The organism is Leucobacter sp. cx-42 (assembly GCF_014529985.1).
Classification (GTDB): Bacteria; Actinomycetota; Actinomycetes; order Actinomycetales; family Microbacteriaceae; genus Leucobacter.
Window position 1 is genome coordinate 51,403 of the sequence record NZ_JACVMU010000013.1, and the last position, 18,217, is coordinate 69,619.

12 protein-coding genes and 1 tRNA gene are annotated in these 18,217 nt (G+C 61.9%); 3 read left to right on the plus strand and 10 right to left on the minus strand.

Annotated elements, in window-relative coordinates:
* The first annotated feature begins 13 nt into the window (after nt 1–13).
* Both ICM05_RS11750 and ICM05_RS11755 read left to right on the plus strand, forming a co-directional pair.
* A complete protein-coding gene (locus tag ICM05_RS11750; protein WP_188024818.1) occupies nt 14–649 on the plus strand; it encodes an aminodeoxychorismate/anthranilate synthase component II in 636 nt (211 codons plus the stop codon).
* 311 nt (nt 650–960) lie between these two features.
* Nucleotides 961–3,639 (plus strand): fibronectin type III domain-containing protein, encoded by a 2,679-nt coding sequence (locus ICM05_RS11755; RefSeq protein ID WP_353055900.1) that lies wholly within the window; start codon nt 961–963, stop codon nt 3,637–3,639.
* Nucleotides 3,640–3,890: 251 nt separating this feature from the next.
* Here the strand turns inward: ICM05_RS11755 and pknB are convergent, their stop codons facing one another.
* From pknB to ICM05_RS11790, 7 genes are all read right to left on the minus strand, one after another.
* The gene (pknB, locus tag ICM05_RS11760; RefSeq protein WP_188024819.1) at nt 3,891–5,588 is read right to left on the minus strand and encodes a Stk1 family PASTA domain-containing Ser/Thr kinase; all 1,698 of its coding nucleotides are present in this window, start codon (nt 5,586–5,588) and stop codon (nt 3,891–3,893) included.
* A gap of 229 nt (nt 5,589–5,817) precedes the next feature.
* Nucleotides 5,818–7,551, minus strand: coding sequence for a protein kinase (locus tag ICM05_RS11765; RefSeq protein WP_188024820.1), 1,734 nt, complete (start codon nt 7,549–7,551; stop codon nt 5,818–5,820).
* Nucleotides 7,548–9,035: a penicillin-binding protein 2 gene (locus tag ICM05_RS11770; RefSeq protein ID WP_188024821.1), complete on the minus strand. Its 1,488-nt coding sequence runs from the start codon at nt 9,033–9,035 to the stop codon at nt 7,548–7,550. Before ICM05_RS11770 ends, ICM05_RS11765 begins: the two co-directional genes overlap by 4 nt.
* Nucleotides 9,032–10,435 carry an FtsW/RodA/SpoVE family cell cycle protein gene (locus ICM05_RS11775; RefSeq protein ID WP_188024822.1) on the minus strand — a complete coding sequence of 468 codons (1,404 nt, stop codon included), beginning with the start codon at nt 10,433–10,435 and terminating at the stop codon, nt 9,032–9,034. Before ICM05_RS11775 ends, ICM05_RS11770 begins: the two co-directional genes overlap by 4 nt.
* Nucleotides 10,435–11,679, minus strand: coding sequence for a PP2C family serine/threonine-protein phosphatase (locus ICM05_RS11780; RefSeq protein WP_188024823.1), 1,245 nt, complete (start codon nt 11,677–11,679; stop codon nt 10,435–10,437). The genes ICM05_RS11775 and ICM05_RS11780 overlap by 1 nt, the downstream gene beginning before the upstream one ends.
* A 1-nt stretch (nt 11,680) precedes the next feature.
* A complete protein-coding gene (locus ICM05_RS11785) occupies nt 11,681–12,286 on the minus strand; it encodes an FHA domain-containing protein (RefSeq protein WP_188024824.1) in 606 nt (201 codons plus the stop codon).
* Nucleotides 12,283–12,996, minus strand: a complete 714-nt coding sequence (locus ICM05_RS11790; RefSeq protein WP_188024825.1) for a DUF3662 and FHA domain-containing protein — start codon at nt 12,994–12,996, stop codon at nt 12,283–12,285. The genes ICM05_RS11785 and ICM05_RS11790 overlap by 4 nt, the downstream gene beginning before the upstream one ends.
* A 170-nt stretch (nt 12,997–13,166) precedes the next feature.
* Here ICM05_RS11790 and ICM05_RS11795 point away from each other — a divergent pair.
* Nucleotides 13,167–13,249, plus strand: a tRNA-Leu gene (locus tag ICM05_RS11795).
* Between the two features lie 331 nt (nt 13,250–13,580).
* On the opposite strand, the gene ICM05_RS11800 is transcribed toward ICM05_RS11795, so the two are convergent.
* From ICM05_RS11800 to ICM05_RS11810, 3 genes are all read right to left on the minus strand, one after another.
* Nucleotides 13,581–14,663, minus strand: a complete 1,083-nt coding sequence (locus tag ICM05_RS11800) for a hypothetical protein (RefSeq protein ID WP_188024826.1) — start codon at nt 14,661–14,663, stop codon at nt 13,581–13,583.
* The gene (locus ICM05_RS11805) at nt 14,664–16,406 is read right to left on the minus strand and encodes an McrB family protein (RefSeq protein ID WP_188024827.1); all 1,743 of its coding nucleotides are present in this window, start codon (nt 16,404–16,406) and stop codon (nt 14,664–14,666) included.
* A 163-nt stretch (nt 16,407–16,569) separates the two neighbouring features.
* The gene (locus ICM05_RS11810; protein WP_188024828.1) at nt 16,570–17,556 is read right to left on the minus strand and encodes a zinc-dependent alcohol dehydrogenase family protein; all 987 of its coding nucleotides are present in this window, start codon (nt 17,554–17,556) and stop codon (nt 16,570–16,572) included.
* Nucleotides 17,557–18,217 lie beyond the last annotated feature (661 nt).

Consider the following 18,217-nt stretch of genomic DNA (forward strand, 5'->3'; position numbering starts at 1 on the left):
CAGAGGTATCCTGATGACCCGAATCCTTGTGATCGATAACTACGACAGCTTCGTCTACACGATTAACGGCTACCTGCAGCAGCTGGGCGCCGAGACCCACGTGATTCGCAATGATGACGTGACGGTCGGCGAGCTCGAAGAGCTCGTGCGCGGCTTCGATGGTGTGCTCGTCTCGCCTGGCCCCGGCACTCCCGCTGAGGCAGGCGTCTCCATTCCCATGGTGAATCTCGCGGTCCGCGAGGGCATCCCGCTGCTCGGCGTCTGCCTGGGCCACCAGGCCATCGCAGAGGCGCTCGGCGGCGTCGTCACGCACGCTGAACAGCTCATGCACGGCAAGGTTTCGCGCGTGCAGCACACGGGCGACGAGTTCTTCGAGCACGTCGCTCCTGAGTTTGCGGCCACCCGGTACCACTCGCTCGCGATCGTGCGCAGCACCGTGCCCGAGTCGCTCGCGATCACCGCTGAGACCGCCGATGGTGTGGTCATGGCAGTGCGTCACCGCGATCGCCCGATCTTCGGCGTGCAGTACCACCCTGAGTCGGTGCTCACCGAGGGCGGCTACCAGCAGCTCGGCAACTGGCTCCGCATCGCGGGGCTCACGAACGCTGCGGAGACGGCGCGTGCGCTGTCGCCGCTGATCCGCTCGTAGATTTTCGCCTCAGGCCCCCAGACCCTCAGGTCCAACCCCTCGAAACAGGCCCGTTCTGTCGAGATCGCCCCTTTCACCCGTATGAAAGGCCGCTCCTCGGGAGAATCGCCTTGTTTTGAGGGGTTTACTGCGTCTGGGCCCGCCCCGCTCACTCACGTTCACTCTCGTTCACCGCGGGGCAACCCTCGGGCGATCAGCGGTTTACTCGCATGAGGTGGGATGGACATGGCCGGCAGCAGCCGGTGCAAGATGTGCATCCGACCAAAGGAATGATGATGATCTCTGCCCGTGCTCCGCGGGTGAGGCGAGGTGTGACGCTGGTCACCCTCGCCGCGCTTGTTGGTGGCGGCCTCGCGCTGCCCGTCGCAAGCTCCGCTTTCGCCGCACCAATTGCTGCCGCGACGACGCCCGAACTCCCGACTGCTCCGCTCGTGACCACGGGAACTGAGTGGCATTACCTCGATACCGCGGTTGATCCCTCGGCAGGGGGCGCGGATCGCAACAGCTGGACCGCCCCAGACTTCGCAGATGATGCTTGGGCCGTGGCGCCGGGCGCATTCGGTGTGAAGGGCAACAAGCTTGCCGCTGTCGGGCCGTACACCCCGAAGACCAAGCTGCAGCACTACATCAATGACACCGCGGCGCCGACGGTGCCGACCTACTTCTTCCGGACGAGCTTCGAGCTCGCTGAGGGTGCTGCGGCGCAGATCGGCGCCGTGAAGTCAGAGGTCATCTACGACGACGCACTGCGCGTGTATGTCAACGGTGAGAAGGTGGCGGGCTTTGTTGACGAGCGCGTTGACGATGCGAACCCGTCGAACCTGCAGTACGCGGGAAACTCCGCTGGTGACCCAGCGAAGAGCACGTTCGCCATTGATCCGGCGCTGTTGCATGACGGCACGAACACGATCGCGGTCGCCCTGTACCAGGACCGCGAGTCGTCGTCCGACGCCTACTTCGACATGACGAGCCTCACGCTTCAGCCGAAGAACGAAGACGGCTCGGTTGACCCGGTGGCGGCGGCACCGTCGCGTGTGATCCTCACCCCGACCGAGACTCCCACCACCTCACAGTCGTTCTCGTGGATGGCTGGTGACGCAGGTCACACGATCGGCCAGGTAGAGATTGGTGCGGTTGGCGATGCGGCAGCGGGATCCGCCCCCGCATCGACCCGCGTGATCGACGCGTACGAAGCTGGCAAGGTCAACGGCAACCTCAACCCGCACTTCTCGGCGACGGTTGCAGACCTCGAGCCCGCAACTGACTACCGCTACCGTGTCGGCCTGCCCGGCGCGTGGAGCGAGTGGTTTGATTTCACGACCGCTGACCCGAGCGACACCGACTTCCAGTTCGTGTACTACGGTGACGCGCAGATCGGCCTCGACACGACCTGGCCCTCGGTCGTGCAGCAGGCCGAGGCGAAGGCGACCGATTCGATCGGTTCGGTGCACGCTGGCGATCTCATCAACACCGGCAGCAATGATGTCGAGTGGCAGAACTGGTTCAAGGGCATGGAGCGCTCAGCAACGAGCACGAACGTCATGGCCGCGCCTGGCAACCACGAATACTCGGGCGACAAGCTGCTCCAGTCGTGGAAGGCACACTTCGAATACCCGCTGAACCAGCCAGGAACCGAGACCATCGGTGACCTCGCGGCGCTCGCACAGGGCGACACCGACGCGGCGAAGCAGTACGCGGCGTACTTCGAGCGCTGGGCAGAGTTCGCGGCAGAGACCGTGTACTTCACGGACTACCAGGGCGTACGCTTCATCACGCTCAACGCGACTCGCGACACCACCTTCCTGAAGCCTGATAACCTCCCCGCGTGCACCGGCACCGAGTGCCCGAGCGGCAAGGTGCAGGAGCTCTGGACCGAGTACCAGGCGGCATGGCTCGACTACGTGCTCAAGAACAGCGCATCGAAGTGGAACGTCGTCACCTTCCACCAGCCGGTCTACTCGACCTCGTCGGGACGTGACGAAGCGGTCCTGCGCAAGCACTGGGTTCCCGTTTTCGAAGAGAACAACATTGATCTCGTGCTCATGGGGCACGACCACACCTACGGCCGCGGATACAACACCGCCGACCTCACCGACACCTCCGGCCTTACGACCGGTCCCGTCTACGCTGTTTCGAACTCGGGCGCGAAGCACTACGACCTCGAGACCGAAGAGAAGAACGTGTGGACGAACAATGGTGCGATTCAGCGGATCCGCGCCCAGGACGTCACGACCTACCAGGTCATCGACGTCACCGAGGATCAGCTGACCTACCGCTCGTACGTCGCTGAGCGCCCCGCGAGCGCACAGAGCTTCACGCTCACCGACGCGAGTGGCGAGCGCCCGGTCTACACCGAGAAGGCAGTGCCGCAGGTCGGCGAGCTCTTCGACGAGTTCACCGTCACCAAGTACGCGACCGACACCAAGTGGGTCACTGAGCCCGGCGTTGATGCACCGGCGGGACCTGAGCTGACGCTCGGCGCAACCGAGGTCCAGCAGGGCGCGGATCTCACCATCGCAGGTACGGGCTTCACCCCCGAGAGTGAGCTGAAGGTAGAACTTCACTCTGACCCGGTCGAGCTCGGCACCGCAACCGTTGACGCCGATGGCGCGTTCTCGACGACCGTCACCATCCCGGCGGACGCCGCGACCGATACCCCGCACGAACTCGTCGTCGTGCTCCCGAACGGTAAGTCGGTCTCGACACCGCTCACCGTGACCGCAGCTGCGCCCGTCGAGCCCGGTGGCGGGACTGACGGCGGCACCGATGGTGGTGCTGACGGCGGATCGGGTTCGACTGACGGTTCCGGTTCCGGCTCCGCAGGTGGTTCGGGTTCCGGCTCGGGCTCGAACGGAACCGCGACTAACGGCGCCCCTGGCCTCGCCAATACCGGTGCAGCTGGTCTGCTCCCGCTCGGCGTTGCCGGTGCGCTGCTGCTGGCAGCTGGTGTGGCGGTCGTGATCCGCCGACGTCAGCGGGCGAGCGCGTAGCGACTCGCTCCCGGAAGTCATCGGCCCCAGCTGCGTATTCCACGCGGTTGGGGCCGATGGCTTTGCAACACCGGCTCACGCGCGGTGCAGCGGAGTGAGCGCCACATCTTGTCACCCGGGTGACGGGCAGCTTGCAACCTGCCGAGAACGCCCCGTTCCATCGAAAAGGCCCCGTTCTTGCGGATGAAACTGGTCATCTCGCAGGAACGGGGCCTATTCGTGCGGTCGGCCGTTCGGCCTGGTCGGCGAGATTAGCCGGTGCAGTAGGTGAGCTCCAGCGCCGAGCCCTGGGGCTGGCGGCCGATGAGCGACTGCTCCATGATTGGGAGGCTCTCGCCAACCTCACAGCCGGTATCGGCAGTGGAGAGCGGGCGCAGCTGCAGCTTCACGTTGAGCGACGAGGTGAGCGAGCGCGCAACCTCGAGCGACTGGCCGGTGAGGTCGGGAATCTCGACGAGGCCGCTCGACACCGTAATGTCGACGGTCGAGCCCGAGCGCAGCTCAGTCTTGGGTTCAGGGACGACCTCGAGCACGCGGTTGGCCGGCAGCGGATCATCACTCTGGTTGATCTCACCCACGCGCAAGCCGAGCTCCTGGAGCTTCTTCGTGTACGCGTCGAGCGTCGCATTGCCGACCTCTGGCACCGCCGCTGACTCAGGGCCGAGCGAGATGACCACGCCAACCTCGGCGCCCTGCGACAGGGTGGTACCCGCCTCGGGGTCGGTCGAAATGACGTAGCCGCCAGGGATCGACTCGCTGTTCTCCTCAGAGATCAGCGGGATCAAGTTCTGCTTCCCGAGCGCATCGATAGCTTCGGCGCGCGTGTAGTTCGTGAGATCCGGCACGCGGGGCGCCGTCTCAATGTTCGGCGACGGCAGCGTCACCAGCCAGAAGATCACGGCCACCACGATCGCGGCGACCGTCAAGATTGCGGCCCAGGTCCACATGACTGGCGGGCGACTCTGCGAACGCGATCCGCCGCTTTCAGCGAGCTGACGCAGTGCAAGATCGGAGTCAGAAACCTCGTCACCACTCGTGAACAGCATGCTGCTGTCGGTGTCGGGCTGAGGCAGATCTGGCATCTGGCCGATCGATGCCTCGCGCAGCGCAGTACGGAACTCAGCTGCGGTCTGGAACCGGCGAGTGCGGTCCTTCACCAGACCGTGCAGCACGACCGCGTCGAGCTCTGCGGTGACTTCCGGGTTGCGCGTGCTCGGCGCTTTCGGGCGCTCGCTCACGTGCTGGTACGCCACAGACACCGCTGACTCGCCAACGAACGGCACGTTGCCCGTGAGGAGTTCGTAGAGCAAGACCGCAGTGGAGTACAGATCGGTGCGCGGATCGATCGGCTCGCCCTTCGCCTGCTCCGGCGAGAAGTATGCGGCGGTGCCGAGAATGGCGGTGGTCTGCTGCAGCGTGGAAGACGTGTCTGAGACTGCGCGGCTGATGCCGAAGTCCATGACCTTGACCTGGCCGGTCTTGGTGATCATGACGTTTGCGGGCTTGATGTCGCGGTGGACGATGCCTGCGCGGTGCGAGTACTCGAGCGCGGTGAGGACAGACTCAGTGACGCGAGCTGCCTCCTGCAGCGACAGCGGTTGATCCTGCACGAGCTGGCGAAGGTTGGTTCCCTCGACGTACTCCATGACGATAAACGGAAGACGCTTTGCGCCATCTGCAGTCTGGATGAGGTCGTCGCCCGCATCAAAGACACGAACGATGGTCGGGTGCGCCATGCGGGCAGCCGACTGGGCCTCCTGGCGGAAGCGCGAGCGGAACTGGTCGTCGTGAGCCAGCTCTGCCTTCATTACCTTGATGGCAACTTGACGCCCGAGCTTGGTGTCTGTCCCGCGGTAGACCGTAGCCATACCGCCTTGGCCGATGAACTCGCCAAGCGCATAACGCCCTGCGAGGATACGCTGTTCACCAACGCCTGCGGCCTCGGACATGCACACCCCTTCCGTAGAGACAAACTACCTTCCAGTCTACGTGGCTGACCTGAGCGCCACGACGGTCATGCATAACGATTGCAGTACGTGGATGAGATGTTCTACAGGCCTACAGATGTCGTCGAAATGACGAACAAATGGCAGCGCCTCCGTGCGTCGGCCAGATACAAAAAGCGAGGGCACCCAAATCGGATGCCCTCGCTTTTCATCATTGGAAGAGATGCGGAACTTAGTTGTCCTTGTTCTCGCTTGCGTCGCCACCATCGGTGGGCGGGGTGACAGGCTCGGTCACCGTAATGGTGAGTGCACCAGATGCGTCAGAAGTACGCTCCTGCGCACCCGAGCAGGTGAGCTTGTACGAGATGTTTACCGAGCCGGCGCTCATCGCCATGAACGTTGCGCCGCTCGCTGACGGGGTGTTCTGCAACGAAACGATGCCCTGCGGATCAGACAAGATCTCGTACTGGGGGTTGCCGAGGCCCGAGGGGCAGCTCGAGTCGAAGCCGGTGACGGTGAAGGTGCTGCCGACGGCAACTGACGACACATCGCTCTTCGGAGTCGACGGGGTGCCGAGCTGCGGGAAGCCGGTGTTCACAGCCAGGGTGATCGTCTGGTCGAATGCAACCGTGCCCGAGGGGTTGATGCCCGAAACGAGACCAACCTGTGCATCGGGAACGGGGCCAACCTCAGTCTTGCTGACGTTCTGGAATCCCAGACCGTTCAGGTAGCCAACTGCCTCGTCGTACGTCTTACCAACAACCTGGCTCTCGTCGATCGTCGCGGTGGTGGGCTCTTCAGGCTCAACAACGGTCGGCTTGGTCGGCTTTGGCTTGGTGGTCTCGGTCGTCGTGCCCTTATCGTTCTGCGCAGCAGAGACGAGTGCGTAGACGGTGCCGCCACCGATGAGCAGGAGCAGCGCGAGGAGCGAGATGAGCGGCCAGGTCCAGCGGCTCTTCTTTTTCTTCGGCTTCTCGTCGCCCTCGATGTCGGTGCCTTCGATGTCGCCCTCAGCCGACTCGGGAAGCACGCCAGTCTGCGGCATCATCGTGGTCGCAGCGTCGTCCATCTGCGGCATGACGGTGGTCGCAGCGCTCGTATCGGGTGCGCCGAGCACCTGCGGGACGTAGCTCGCAGCGAGCTGTACGTCGCCGCGGTGCAGCGCTGCCGCTGCCGAAGCCAGCTTTGCAGCGGTCTCGGGACGGCCGTCTGCATCCTTATCGAGGCACGCGTACACCAGGTTACGGACTGCCTCAGGGATGTCATCGGGCAGTGCGGGCGGCTCGTCATTGATCTGAGCCATCGCGATTGCGACCTGCGATTCGCCCGTGAAGGGACGCTTACCTGCGAGGCACTCGTATGCGACGATGCCGAGCGAGTAAATGTCGGTCGCTGCGGTTGCCGAGTGGCCGCTTGCCTGCTCAGGTGCGAGGTACTGAACGGTACCCATGACCTGGCCGGTCGCGGTGAGAGGCACCTGGTCGGCGATGCGTGCGATTCCGAAGTCGGTGATCTTGACGCGGCCCTCAGGGGTGATGAGCAGGTTACCCGGCTTCACATCGCGGTGCACGAGGCCCGCGTCGTGAGCCGCCTGCAGCGACGTTGCGGTCTGCGCGACGATACCGAGTACACGGTTCGAAGGCAGCCGGCCTTCGCGCTCAATAATCGTTGAGAGCGGTTCACCGGGAACCAGCTCCATAACGATGTACGCCGAGCCCTGTTCTTCGCCGTAGTCAAAGACATTCGCGATTCCCTCGTGGTTCACGAGCGCAGCGTGACGTGCCTCGGCACGGAAACGCTCGAGGAACCCGGGGTCCCCCATGTACTCGTCCTTGAGGATCTTAATCGCGACGGTACGACCGATGATGTTGTCGGTCGCCCGCCAAACCTCGCCCATGCCGCCAACGGCGACCCGTGAGCTCAGCTCATAGCGACCGCCGAACGTGATCCCTTCTGCTGGCCTCATTCGCTCAACACCGCTTCCATTACTCGTTTTCCAATGATTGTTGTGGTCTCTGACGACATTGCGTCGTAATTGAATGCAGCTCCGCCGCCGTCGGCGACCACTACAGCTACGGCAACCTTCGGGTCATCTACCGGCGCGAAGCCGGTGTACCAGAGCGTGTACGGACGAACCGTTCCGTCTTCGTCGTTGCCCATTTCGGCAGTACCCGTTTTGCCAGCTACGCGAACCCCGTCAATGCCGGAGGAGTTCGCGTATCCGTCTGCCGAAGAAACTCCAAGCTCCATCATTGCAGCGATCTCATTCGCCGTCTGGGATGAGATAGGCGTGGAGTACTCTTTCTCGCTAAATGACTGCTCGACCTTGAGGTCGGGCGAAATCACCGATTCGACGAGCTGCGGGTACATCACCGTGCCGTTGTTTGCGATGCCCGCCGAGACCATTGCGATCTGGAGGGGCGTCGCACGAACGTCGAACTGGCCGATTGAAGAGAGCGCTGCCTGCGCCGCGTCTTCAGGCTTGGGTGCCTGACTTGCCGTGGTGCTGAACGGAATTTCGAGCTCGTCACCGAAACCGTACGCGGTTGCCATCTCAGGAATCGCGTTGAGATCCATACCCGCTGCGAGCTGCGCGAATGGCAGGTTGCATGAGATGCGGATCGCTTCGGTCAGGGTCGTCTTATCGCCGGGGCCACACGCTGCGTTCGTGGTGTTCTTCATCTGGAACGTTGAACCGGGCAGCGTGTACGCGGAGGGGTTCGGCAGCGGCGTGGTCGGCGTTGCCTTGCCCGCTTCGAGGATTGCCGAGGCAGAGACGAGCTTGTACACCGACCCGGGAGGGTACAGATCACCAGCGACCGCGCGGTTCGCGAGGGGCTGGGCCGGATCGTCTTCAAGTGCCTGGTAGTTCTCGATGATCTGCGCGTCGCTGTTCGATGAGAGCAGGTTCGGGTCGTACGTCGGCGTCGATGCGAGCGCGAGGATCTTGCCGGTAGCCGGTTCGATTGCCACAACCGCGCCGACGAAGTCGCTCTCCATGAGGCCTTCGTATGCTGCACGCTGAGCTGCGGGGTTGATCGTTGTCTCAACCGAGCTGCCCTGCGGAGCAACGCCGTTGAGGGTGTTCAACAGGCGGCTGAAGAACTGCGCATCACCGGTGCCCGAGAGCTCCTTGTTCATCGCAGACTCGAGGCCAGACATGCCCTGCAGATGCGAGTAGTAGCCGGTGATGGGAGCGTAGAGCTCGCCCTCCGAGTACTGACGTGTGTAGTGGTAGGAGTCATCGGTCGGGACGGAGAACGCGATGGGTTCGCCGTCGACGAGAATCGAGCCGCGCTCGACCTTGTAGCTGTTCTTCAGCGTGCGCGAATTGAGCTCATTTGCACGGAGCTCGTCTGCGTCCACGAACTGAATCATGGTGACGGCAAAGAACAGCACCAGGAACATCAGGAAGATGGTCCTGGTCAGAAACTTCAGCGGCTTGTTCATGACCGAATCACCAACTTCGGTTTGTTTCTGATCGAGTTCGATAGGAGTACGAGCATTGCGACGATGAGCCAGTTCGAGACCAGGGATGATCCGCCAGCCGCGAGGAACGGAGCAGTCAGGCCCGTCAGCGGGATAACGCGCGTGACGCCACCGACAACGATGAAGACCTGGAACGCGATCGAGAACGACAGGCCAGTCGCGAGGAGCTTGCCGAAGTCGTCCTGACCAGCGAAGCCAATGCGGAGGCCACGGCCAACGAGCAACAGGTATGCGGCGAGGATGACGAACAGGCCGACGAGGCCGAGCTCCTCACCGAGCGACGGGATGATGTAGTCGCTGTCAGCGAGCGGGGTGTCCTGCGGGAAGCCCTGACCGAGGCCAGTACCTGTGAGGCCACCGTTGGCCATGCCAAACAGGCCCTGCAACATCTGGAAGCTTGCGTTGTACGGGTCGGCGAACGGGTCAAGCCAGTTCGCGAAGCGCACGTTCACGTACTCGAGGGTCTGGCTCGCGACGATGCCGCCGACGAGGAACAGGCCAACGCCGAGGATGATCCAGCCGATACGGCCGGTCGCAACGTACAGCATCGACAGGAACAGGCCGAAGTAGAGCAGTGAGGTGCCGAGGTCACGCTGGAACACGAGCACACACATTGCCACGAGCCAGAAGGCAAGCAACGGGCCGAGATCGCGGCCACGCGGGAAGCGGATGCCAGCGAACTTCTTGCCCACCATCGAAAGCGCATCGCGGTTCCGCACGAGGTAGCCCGCGAAGAAGATCGCGAGGAGGATCTTGGCGATCTCACCGGGCTGGAACGAGAAGCCGCCAATCATGATCCACACGCGTGCGCCGTACATTTCACGGCCGATACCGGGCAGCATTGGCAGCAAGAGCAAGACGAGTGCACCGAGACCGCTGAGGTACGTGAAACGGAACAGCAGCATGTGGTTCTTGATGATGAGCAAGAGCACGATGCAGGCTGCGATAGCGATCGACGACCACACGAGCTGGCGCACAGCACCCGAACCCCAGCCTGAGAGATCTTCTGCGAGATCAAGGCGGTAGATCATGGCGATGCCAACGGTGTTCAGGAACGCTGCGATCGGCAGAATGAGCGGATCGGCGTCGGGGGCGACCTTGCGCACCACCAGGTGCAGTGCGGTCACGAGCACGACAAACAGGATGCCAGGGGCAAGCAGGTTCGTCTCGACTTTGCCGTGGACCGTGAGGTCGATAATCAGGACCGCAGAGATGCCAACGATCAGCGAGAAGACGAGCAGTGCAAGCTCCATGCTGCGAAGCAGTCGCGGGGCGCGGATCGCAGTAATGCGCTGCAGAATGTTTTCGCTCGTGCGGTTCTGCTCGAACGTGCGCGGCTGGGCCGCCTGCTGGTCATTCATTACTCGTCACCTCCCAGTCTCAGCACAATATCGCGAGCCTCTGACAACGAGCCTGCGGAGAGGCTGCGCTGGATCTGGCGGCGCTCCATTCCGTCGAGTGCGTCGAGCGGGATGCCGGTTTCTTCTGCCACGGAGTACAGCGAGAACGACCCGAGGGTCTGCTGTACGCCCTGGTAGATGATGACCGATTCACCGTCGGTGCCAACGAAGTAGCGTGACTGCGTCCACTGGTAGCTGAAGAGGAGCGCGCCACCGATTGCCACGAGCACGGCCACGACACCGAGCAACCACATGACGCGGCGACGAGTGTTGCGACGCTTCGTTTCAGCGAGTAGCTCGGAGAGATACTCGTCGACGCGGGGCTCAAAGTGCGACTCTTCGACGACAGGAACGCGACGAACGCGGCGACGGCTGAGCAGACGCATGCGTGCGGTCGTGATTTCACCATCGCGCAAGACGGGCGCATTGGCGGCGGATCCGACAAAGCGAGGGTTGGGCTCCTCGTGTGGAATCTCTTCTTCGACGGTCTCCACCAGCACAACGGTGACGTTGTCGGGAGCGCCGTGCGCGAGGCTCTTGTCGATGAGCGCATCTACCGCGCCCTGCAGCGTGTGGCTGCGGCGCAGGATCTTCTCAATGTCGGGGTCCTCGACGTAGCCGCAGAGACCATCCGAGCACAGGAGCCAGACGTCACCGGGCTGCGTGTCGAGCACCGAGACATCGATCTCGGGAGCTGACTCGACATCGCCGAGCACGCGCATGAGTACCGACCGGCGAGGGTGGAACTTGGCTTCCTCTTCGGTGATCCGCCCACTATCGACCAAACGCTGGACGAAGGTGTGATCCTTCGTGATCTGCTCAAGCTTGTCGTCGCGCAGACGGTACAGGCGTGAATCGCCAATGTGCGCGAGGGCGAGCTGCTTGCCGACCGTCAGGAAACCACAGAACGTGGTGCCGAGGCCAGCGAGCTCCGGGTGCTCCTTGACGGTGCCGCGCAGCTTCTTGTTTGCGTCGAGCAGTGCGTTGCGCAGTGTGAGGCCGGCCATTTCTGACGAGCTCTCTGGGCGCAGATCTTGGTTCGCGATTTCCTTCGCAACCAGTGCCGAAGCGACGTCGCCACCGGCGTGACCGCCCATGCCGTCCGCAACGAGGTAGAGGTAGTCGCCCGCAAAACCAGAGTCCTGGTTGTTGGAGCGCACCATGCCAACGTGTGACCCGATGGCACTCTTGTAGCCGTAGCTCACGTTACGGCCTCAACTCAAAGGTCGTCGTACCGATCGTGACCGGGGTGAACGGGGGCACAGGAACCGTGCCGCGCACGCGCACACCGTCGAGCTTGGTGCCGTTCGTGGAGTCCAGGTCAGTGAGTCGCCACTCGTTGCCGGTCTTTGCGAGGCTCGCGTGACGGGTCGAGGTGTACTCGTCGACGATGACGAGAGTCGAATCGGAGCTGCGTCCGATCGTGAAAACTGCGACGTCGAGGGGGATCGACGTGCCGGCTGCAACGCCGGAGGTGATGACGAGCTGCGTCGCTGCAGCGGTCTGTGGGGCCTCATTGGCCGAAGGAAATGCGTCCGTGATGGGATCGAACGCGGGTGCCTGCGCGGGATTCGGGCGCGAAACCGGGGCTGCGGCCGCAACGGGTGCGGGAGCCGGGGTTGGTGCCGGTGCCGGTGCCGGTGCCGCCGGGCGAACCAGAGGAGCGGGGGAGCCGCTCGAATCGTTCTGCTTCATGCGGCGAACTGGCGTACCAAACAGGTCACTGCGCAGTGCGTAGACGATTGAGAAAATAAAGAACCACAGCAGCAGGAGAAACCCGATGCGTAGGACGAGTAGCGCGAGTTCGCTCACTGATCCCTCCAGAAGTCACTGGCCGCGCTTCCAGGTTGCGCGTTAGCCCGACCGGGCACCATTTGGAAGCGTAGCGCAGTCTGGCCAATTGTGATCGTCGTACCCGCCTGCAGTTTCGCTTCGCGGAATCGCTGGCCGTCGATCTTCGAGCCATTCGTCGATCCAAGATCGCGTGCAAGACCCTGGGTGCCGTCCCAGATGATCTCCAGATGACGGCGCGATGCCGCATTGTCTGTGATGCGGATCTCACAGTCACTGCCACGGCCAACCACCGTTGTACCGCGGTGAAGTTCATGGCGGACGCCGTTCACGTCCATTGCTGCAACCCAGTCGATGGTGCCGGTCACGCGCTTCGCGTCGATCTCAACGACGCCCGCGGTGACCGAGTCATCGGCGCGGATCTCAACATCTGGATCGCCAAGCAGCTGGTAGTTCTGACGCTGCGCATGCGACACAACGACCTCACGAAGCTCGGTCTCCAAGGTGTCACCCAGGTTCAGGAGGCGCTGAGCGTCCTGTTCCGACACGCGGACGACGAAACGATTCGGAGCAAGTGTGCGGTCACGATCGATGATCACGGCACCGATATCGAGCTCCCGCTTCAGTGCCGAAGCAACCTCTACTGGCTGCACTCCAGAGCGGAAAGTCCGCGCAAATGCGCCATTTACGGCGCGCTCGAGCGAGCGTTCGACGTTGTCGAGAAAGCCCATTGCTCTGCCTTTCCGTTTGGGAGTCGATGCAGGTGCACCCGGTTCCTATTGGGTCACAAGCTTACCCGCTTTGGTGTCAGGGGCACTCAGCTGATACAGTAATCAAGTTGCCCGAGCAGGGCGGAGATCGGATCCTGGTGGTCAGATATCCGAACAGCTCGAAGACACTCGCGCGAGTGGCGGAATGGCAGACGCGCTGGCTTCAGGTGCCAGTGCCCGCAAGGGCGTGGGGGTTCAAGTCCCCCCTCGCGCACAGATGAGAAGGACCGGATCAGTGATCCGGTCCTTCTTTTGTTTTGTGGTCCGCTTCGCGGGCGTCCCGCGCTCTTCGCGCCCAACCCCGCGAGGCGTGCCTCGCTTCGTGCCCAACCCCGCGAGATCGACCCTTTCTGCCGAAACAGCCCCTTTCATACGCAAGAATCGGCCAGTTTCGGCAGAAACACCCCGTTTCGAGGGTCTGACGTGCTGCGCGCACCCCGTCGCGGCCCTGGTCTATGAATAAGGCCGCCCGGCCCTGTGGGCCGGCCCGTTCTTTCCTGGGCATGACCTGACTCAGAGAAGGCGTAAGTAAGAGGGTCGCGGCTCTAGAAGTCCACGGCAGCCATGAGTGTCTTGCGGATTTCGCTCGGCGGCCCGGTCAGGTCTACCTGTGTGATGCGCATGGGGTAGGGGTCGATCGTGAAATCGAGGTCGGGACCTGAGCTTTCCCGTACCTGTGCGCCGAGTAGCACTGCACGAGTGCTGCCCTCGAAATCGCGAGCAAATATCGACGCGTAGCTGTAGATCTGACGCATGTAACTTGGGGAAACCATCGTCTTGTTGTGATGCTCCGTGAACACTGGCGCAAACTTGCACTCGATGACGACTTGCTCTGCTCGGGCCCTACTGCGCAGCACGATGTCTGCGTTGAGTGTTGGTAGAAAACGTGATGTTTCGTTGTCGGAAGCGTCTGGAAGCCAAGAACGACGCTCGCCATTGACTGTGTAACCCTCGTCTGTGAAATGGCACCTGTAGAACCCGAGCATCGCTTTTTCAAAGAGTTGACGCAACTTGGCCTCGTCTCGCGCGATACGCGGCAGTTCGATCGAACCATCCGTGTGCTCTGGTGCATGCATATCTCGGGTGAGGCGAGCGAGCTGAAGCAGCTTACGATCAGAGGAATCGAAGTGGCTGAACTGTTCTCGAGCAAGAAAGGATGGATCCGGATCGACCGGCGAGACGCCATTCTGTTCGAGCTTTCTGGCAGCAGAAACGCACTGCGCACGAACCTCTTGCGAGGTGACGCGGTGCGATGCCTGTTTCAGGGTGACGAGCAGGTAGCGATACCTCGGCCGGTTTAGCGTTTGCTCCGTGAAGTGGCACTGCACGCGTCCCGAATCCATGAGCCTGCGCGATGCCGTCTGCAAATGATCAATGCGACCGCGTACTCGTGTGAGAGGCTTTGACTGGTTGCGGTAGCCAGGAAAGAGCGCAGTGCGTACCCTCGCTTCAACCTGAGTCGCCAGAACGCTCGCGATCGCGTCGAGCAAATCGTTGTCACGTTCACCACCGAGCAGGCGTTCCTTTTCCTGGAGGGTGAGCTTCTCCACGAAGCTTGAGGCATACAGCAGTAAGAACCACACACTGCGCACGTCGATGCGCGTGCGGCCCGCACCAGCTTCAAACACTCAGAGCTCCTTAAGCAGAGCGTTCACCGCATCATCTGCGCGTTGGGCGTTGTCATACCAATACTCAGCGAGTTGTGGCTCGATAGAGGAACGGACGACAGACCGGAACCAATCGATCAGATCGGTCGCCTCATTACCCGGTGTGAAGTACGCGTGACCCATGCGAAAAGCTTTGCCGAGCGAAGGGTCTTCGGCGATCTGAGCGTTGAGGGTCTCGATGCGACGTCCGAGCTCATCGATCAGCGCTGGCTTTTCGCCGCGGAACTGGCGGGTGAGGTGAGCTTTCCAAGCCTCGCCGAGGCTTGGCTCGACCTCGAAGAACGCGAAGCGTCGACGCAACGCGAAGTCGACGAGCGCGAGCGACCGATCCGCCGTATTCATCGTGCCGACGACGTAGAGATTCTCGGGAAGATGGAACGCAGCCTCATCGGTGTGCATGTAGGTCAGTTCGAGTGCATCTTGCTTGCTGCGCTTCGTGTTCTCAAGCAGCGTGAGCATCTCGCCGAGCGCCTGTGCCGGGTTACCTCGGTTGAATTCCTCGATGATCAAAACATGAGGAATATCGGGGTTTTTGCGAGCCAGCTCGGCATGCTGAATCAGCGGGCCGTCAACGAGCGTGAGCTTGCCGTCAGCTCCCGGTCGCCATCCTCGTACGAAGTCCTCGTATGAGGTGCCCGGGTGGAACTGCACCGACCTCACAGCCTCTGGCAGTTTTTGCCCGATGAGTGCGTATGCGAGACGCTTGGCGAGCCAGGTTTTGCCGGTTCCTGGTGCGCCCTGCAAAACAATGTTTCGTGTCTCCTGCCAGCGGCCGACAATGTTTTGCAGCTGTGCCGCACCATGGAATGCTCCGTCGTTGACGATGCTCTCGACCGTGTAGATCGTGTCTGCGACTGGTTCTGGATCCGGATCGGGATCGACCTGCTGCTCCATCCAGTATTCGCTGAGAGGTGGGGAGTAGAACTGAGGGGTTTCGCCCGACTCTGGTGAGAACAGAGCACGCAACTCGGCGAGGTCTACATCAACGTCGTCTGATGGCGAGGTTCCGGTTACCTTAGGGAAGAACGCGTCGACGATCTTCTGCTTATGATCTTGGGACACGATAGGGAAGAAATACTCGGGGTGGCCGAGGTAAGTGAGAGAGCCCCGCAATGATGCCTCGCGTGTTCCTGGGCAGTTGGATATCAGGGTTCGCCATTCGAGGGGCTCCGCGTATGCCAGGGCAACCTCTTCCTCAGGGAGCGTCTTCATATAAAGGAAAAGCTCGATCATGAGAGCTAGCTGGTGGAATCGCCTCAGGCTAAATGCCATGCCGCCGCCGAAAACAGGCGACTCGAAGGCTTCGCGCACGTATCTAGGGATCTCGTAACTATCAACCGCGTCTTTAAGAATGCGATCAATGTTCTCCATCTTGGTGCTCGACTTGTACTGAGCAATCGGCAGCATCTGCAGGATGAATATCTCGGCGAACAGTAGGCGCGCGCCATCATCGACACCGTGTAGCTGCTTCTCGATCTTTTCAAAGAACGATGCACCAGACACATCTGGCGCGCGTACGCACTTCTCTAGGAGCGTTTCAAGATTCTCGGTGGTCCACACGTCGTGGTCGGTGAGTATCGAACCACCGTCGCGGGCGATGGCAAAGATCCGCTTCGCCGCGATGCGAACCGGCTCTTCGTGTTCGATGACCTCGACGTCTTCGATAGACAGCGTGGCAGGAACCCTTTGCGACTCTGAACTCATGCCCTGACGATATCTGACTCGTTGCCCAACAATGCCGAACTACGCCGATCGTCATGAAACCCCAGCTCACCTATATCGATGGCGATTGCCGGCATCGGTGCTGATGTGCACGAACTCGCAATGCTTTCGGCAGAAACGGCCAACCTCGAGGGGCTGACTCGTCTCACCCCTGCGGGTCAATCAGCACCTTCCCTGTGGGCAGCGCTGAACCACAAGAACCCAAGAACTCCTCCAACTCACTCAACCCAACGCGGTGGGTGACTTCGGTCAGCAGCCGCCCGTGGCGCTGATGCTCGAACACTGGCGCGAGCAGCTCGGGCAGCGACGCCCGCGGCACCGAGTGGACTGTGTCTCGCAGCCGGAACATCTCGATGCGCCCCGGGCGATCGGCCGCGAAGCACCAGTCGGGGATAGGGGTGCCCGACAGCAGCCCGAAGTGCACGAGCACACTCCCGCGCCCAAGCGCGGCCGCCATCAGCGCGCCCACCTCGCCACCGACGCAGTCGAGCCCAAGATCCACACCGCGCGGTCCGACGAGTTCCTCGAGCTGCGTTGTCCACAGCGGATCCCGGGTCTCGAGCACCGCCTGCCACTGCGATGGCTCAGCGACAGCACGCCCGCCGAGGCTGCGCACGAGACCAATCGGCCGGATCCCGCGCTCATTGAGCAGCTCGGCCAGGTGCCCGCCAATCGCGGAGTTCGCCGCACTCACCACGACCGTGCGCGATGCGGGGGAGCAGTAGCGATCCACCATTAATAGGGCAGTGAGCGGATTCACATACGAGAAACAAGCCACCTCGGTGGGAATGTCATCGGGGACTGGGACGCACCACTCAGCTTCGAGCTGCTTCACCTGCTGCCAGTTTTCGGCGGTGCCGAGCGGGAGGATCCGCCGCCCGAGCAACGACTCAGACACTCCCGCGCCAATCGCCTCGATGCGGCCGAGACCCTCGAAGCCCGGCACGAGTGGGAATTTCGTGCGTGACGCGTACGCTCCAGACACCGTCACGGCGTCAGACGGATTGATCGTCGCGGCGAGCATGCGGACCTGCACCATGCCCGGTCCGGGCGGCGGGAGATCGGGCAGTTGGCGGATCGCGACAACCTCGGCGAGAGGCCCGGGCCGTGAGGCAACTGCGGCGAGGTTCATGTAGCTCCCTTATACATATGAGCTGCTCAAGCTCGACGGCACTCTTCGCGGTTCCAGGGTATCGAGTGCCTCAGGCACGCAACGCATGTGCCGAGAGCGCCCACCACAAAGTTATCCACCAAAAATTACCCTGTGGATAACTCTGTGCACAAAGTTGTGAGGGGGTGTGTAGAAGTCCGTGGTTTCTGTGTACAGAAACTGCAAGATTCCGCGCTTGCGAACATATGTTCGATAGTTACACACGTGTAATTACACGTTGTGAACAGTGTGAGTAACTATGTGGATAACTTGGGGATAGGGTGTGGCAATTCTGGGGATAACTATCCCAAGGTGTGCAAAATTCCTCAGACATTGGCCAAAAATCAGCGTTCGCTCGCTTCGCGAGAAATCACGTGAAAACCTGGGCATAAGTGCAGGTGAAGAGGGAAACACAAAGAGACCAGCACGGAACTGGCGCATCAATACAGAGGATGACGGCTAGGGCTGGGTAGTTCAGGGGGGGGGGGATGGAGTGAACCCAGCCGCGGGAGTTTGAGAAGGGGGGGCGCTCCCGCGCCGTATCGCTACGGCCTAGCAAGTCATCTGCGCCGACATCGTGCTGATCTCGGTGTAAACGACATTAATCAGGAGGATCCCCATGAGCGCACGGAAAAGTCAAAAG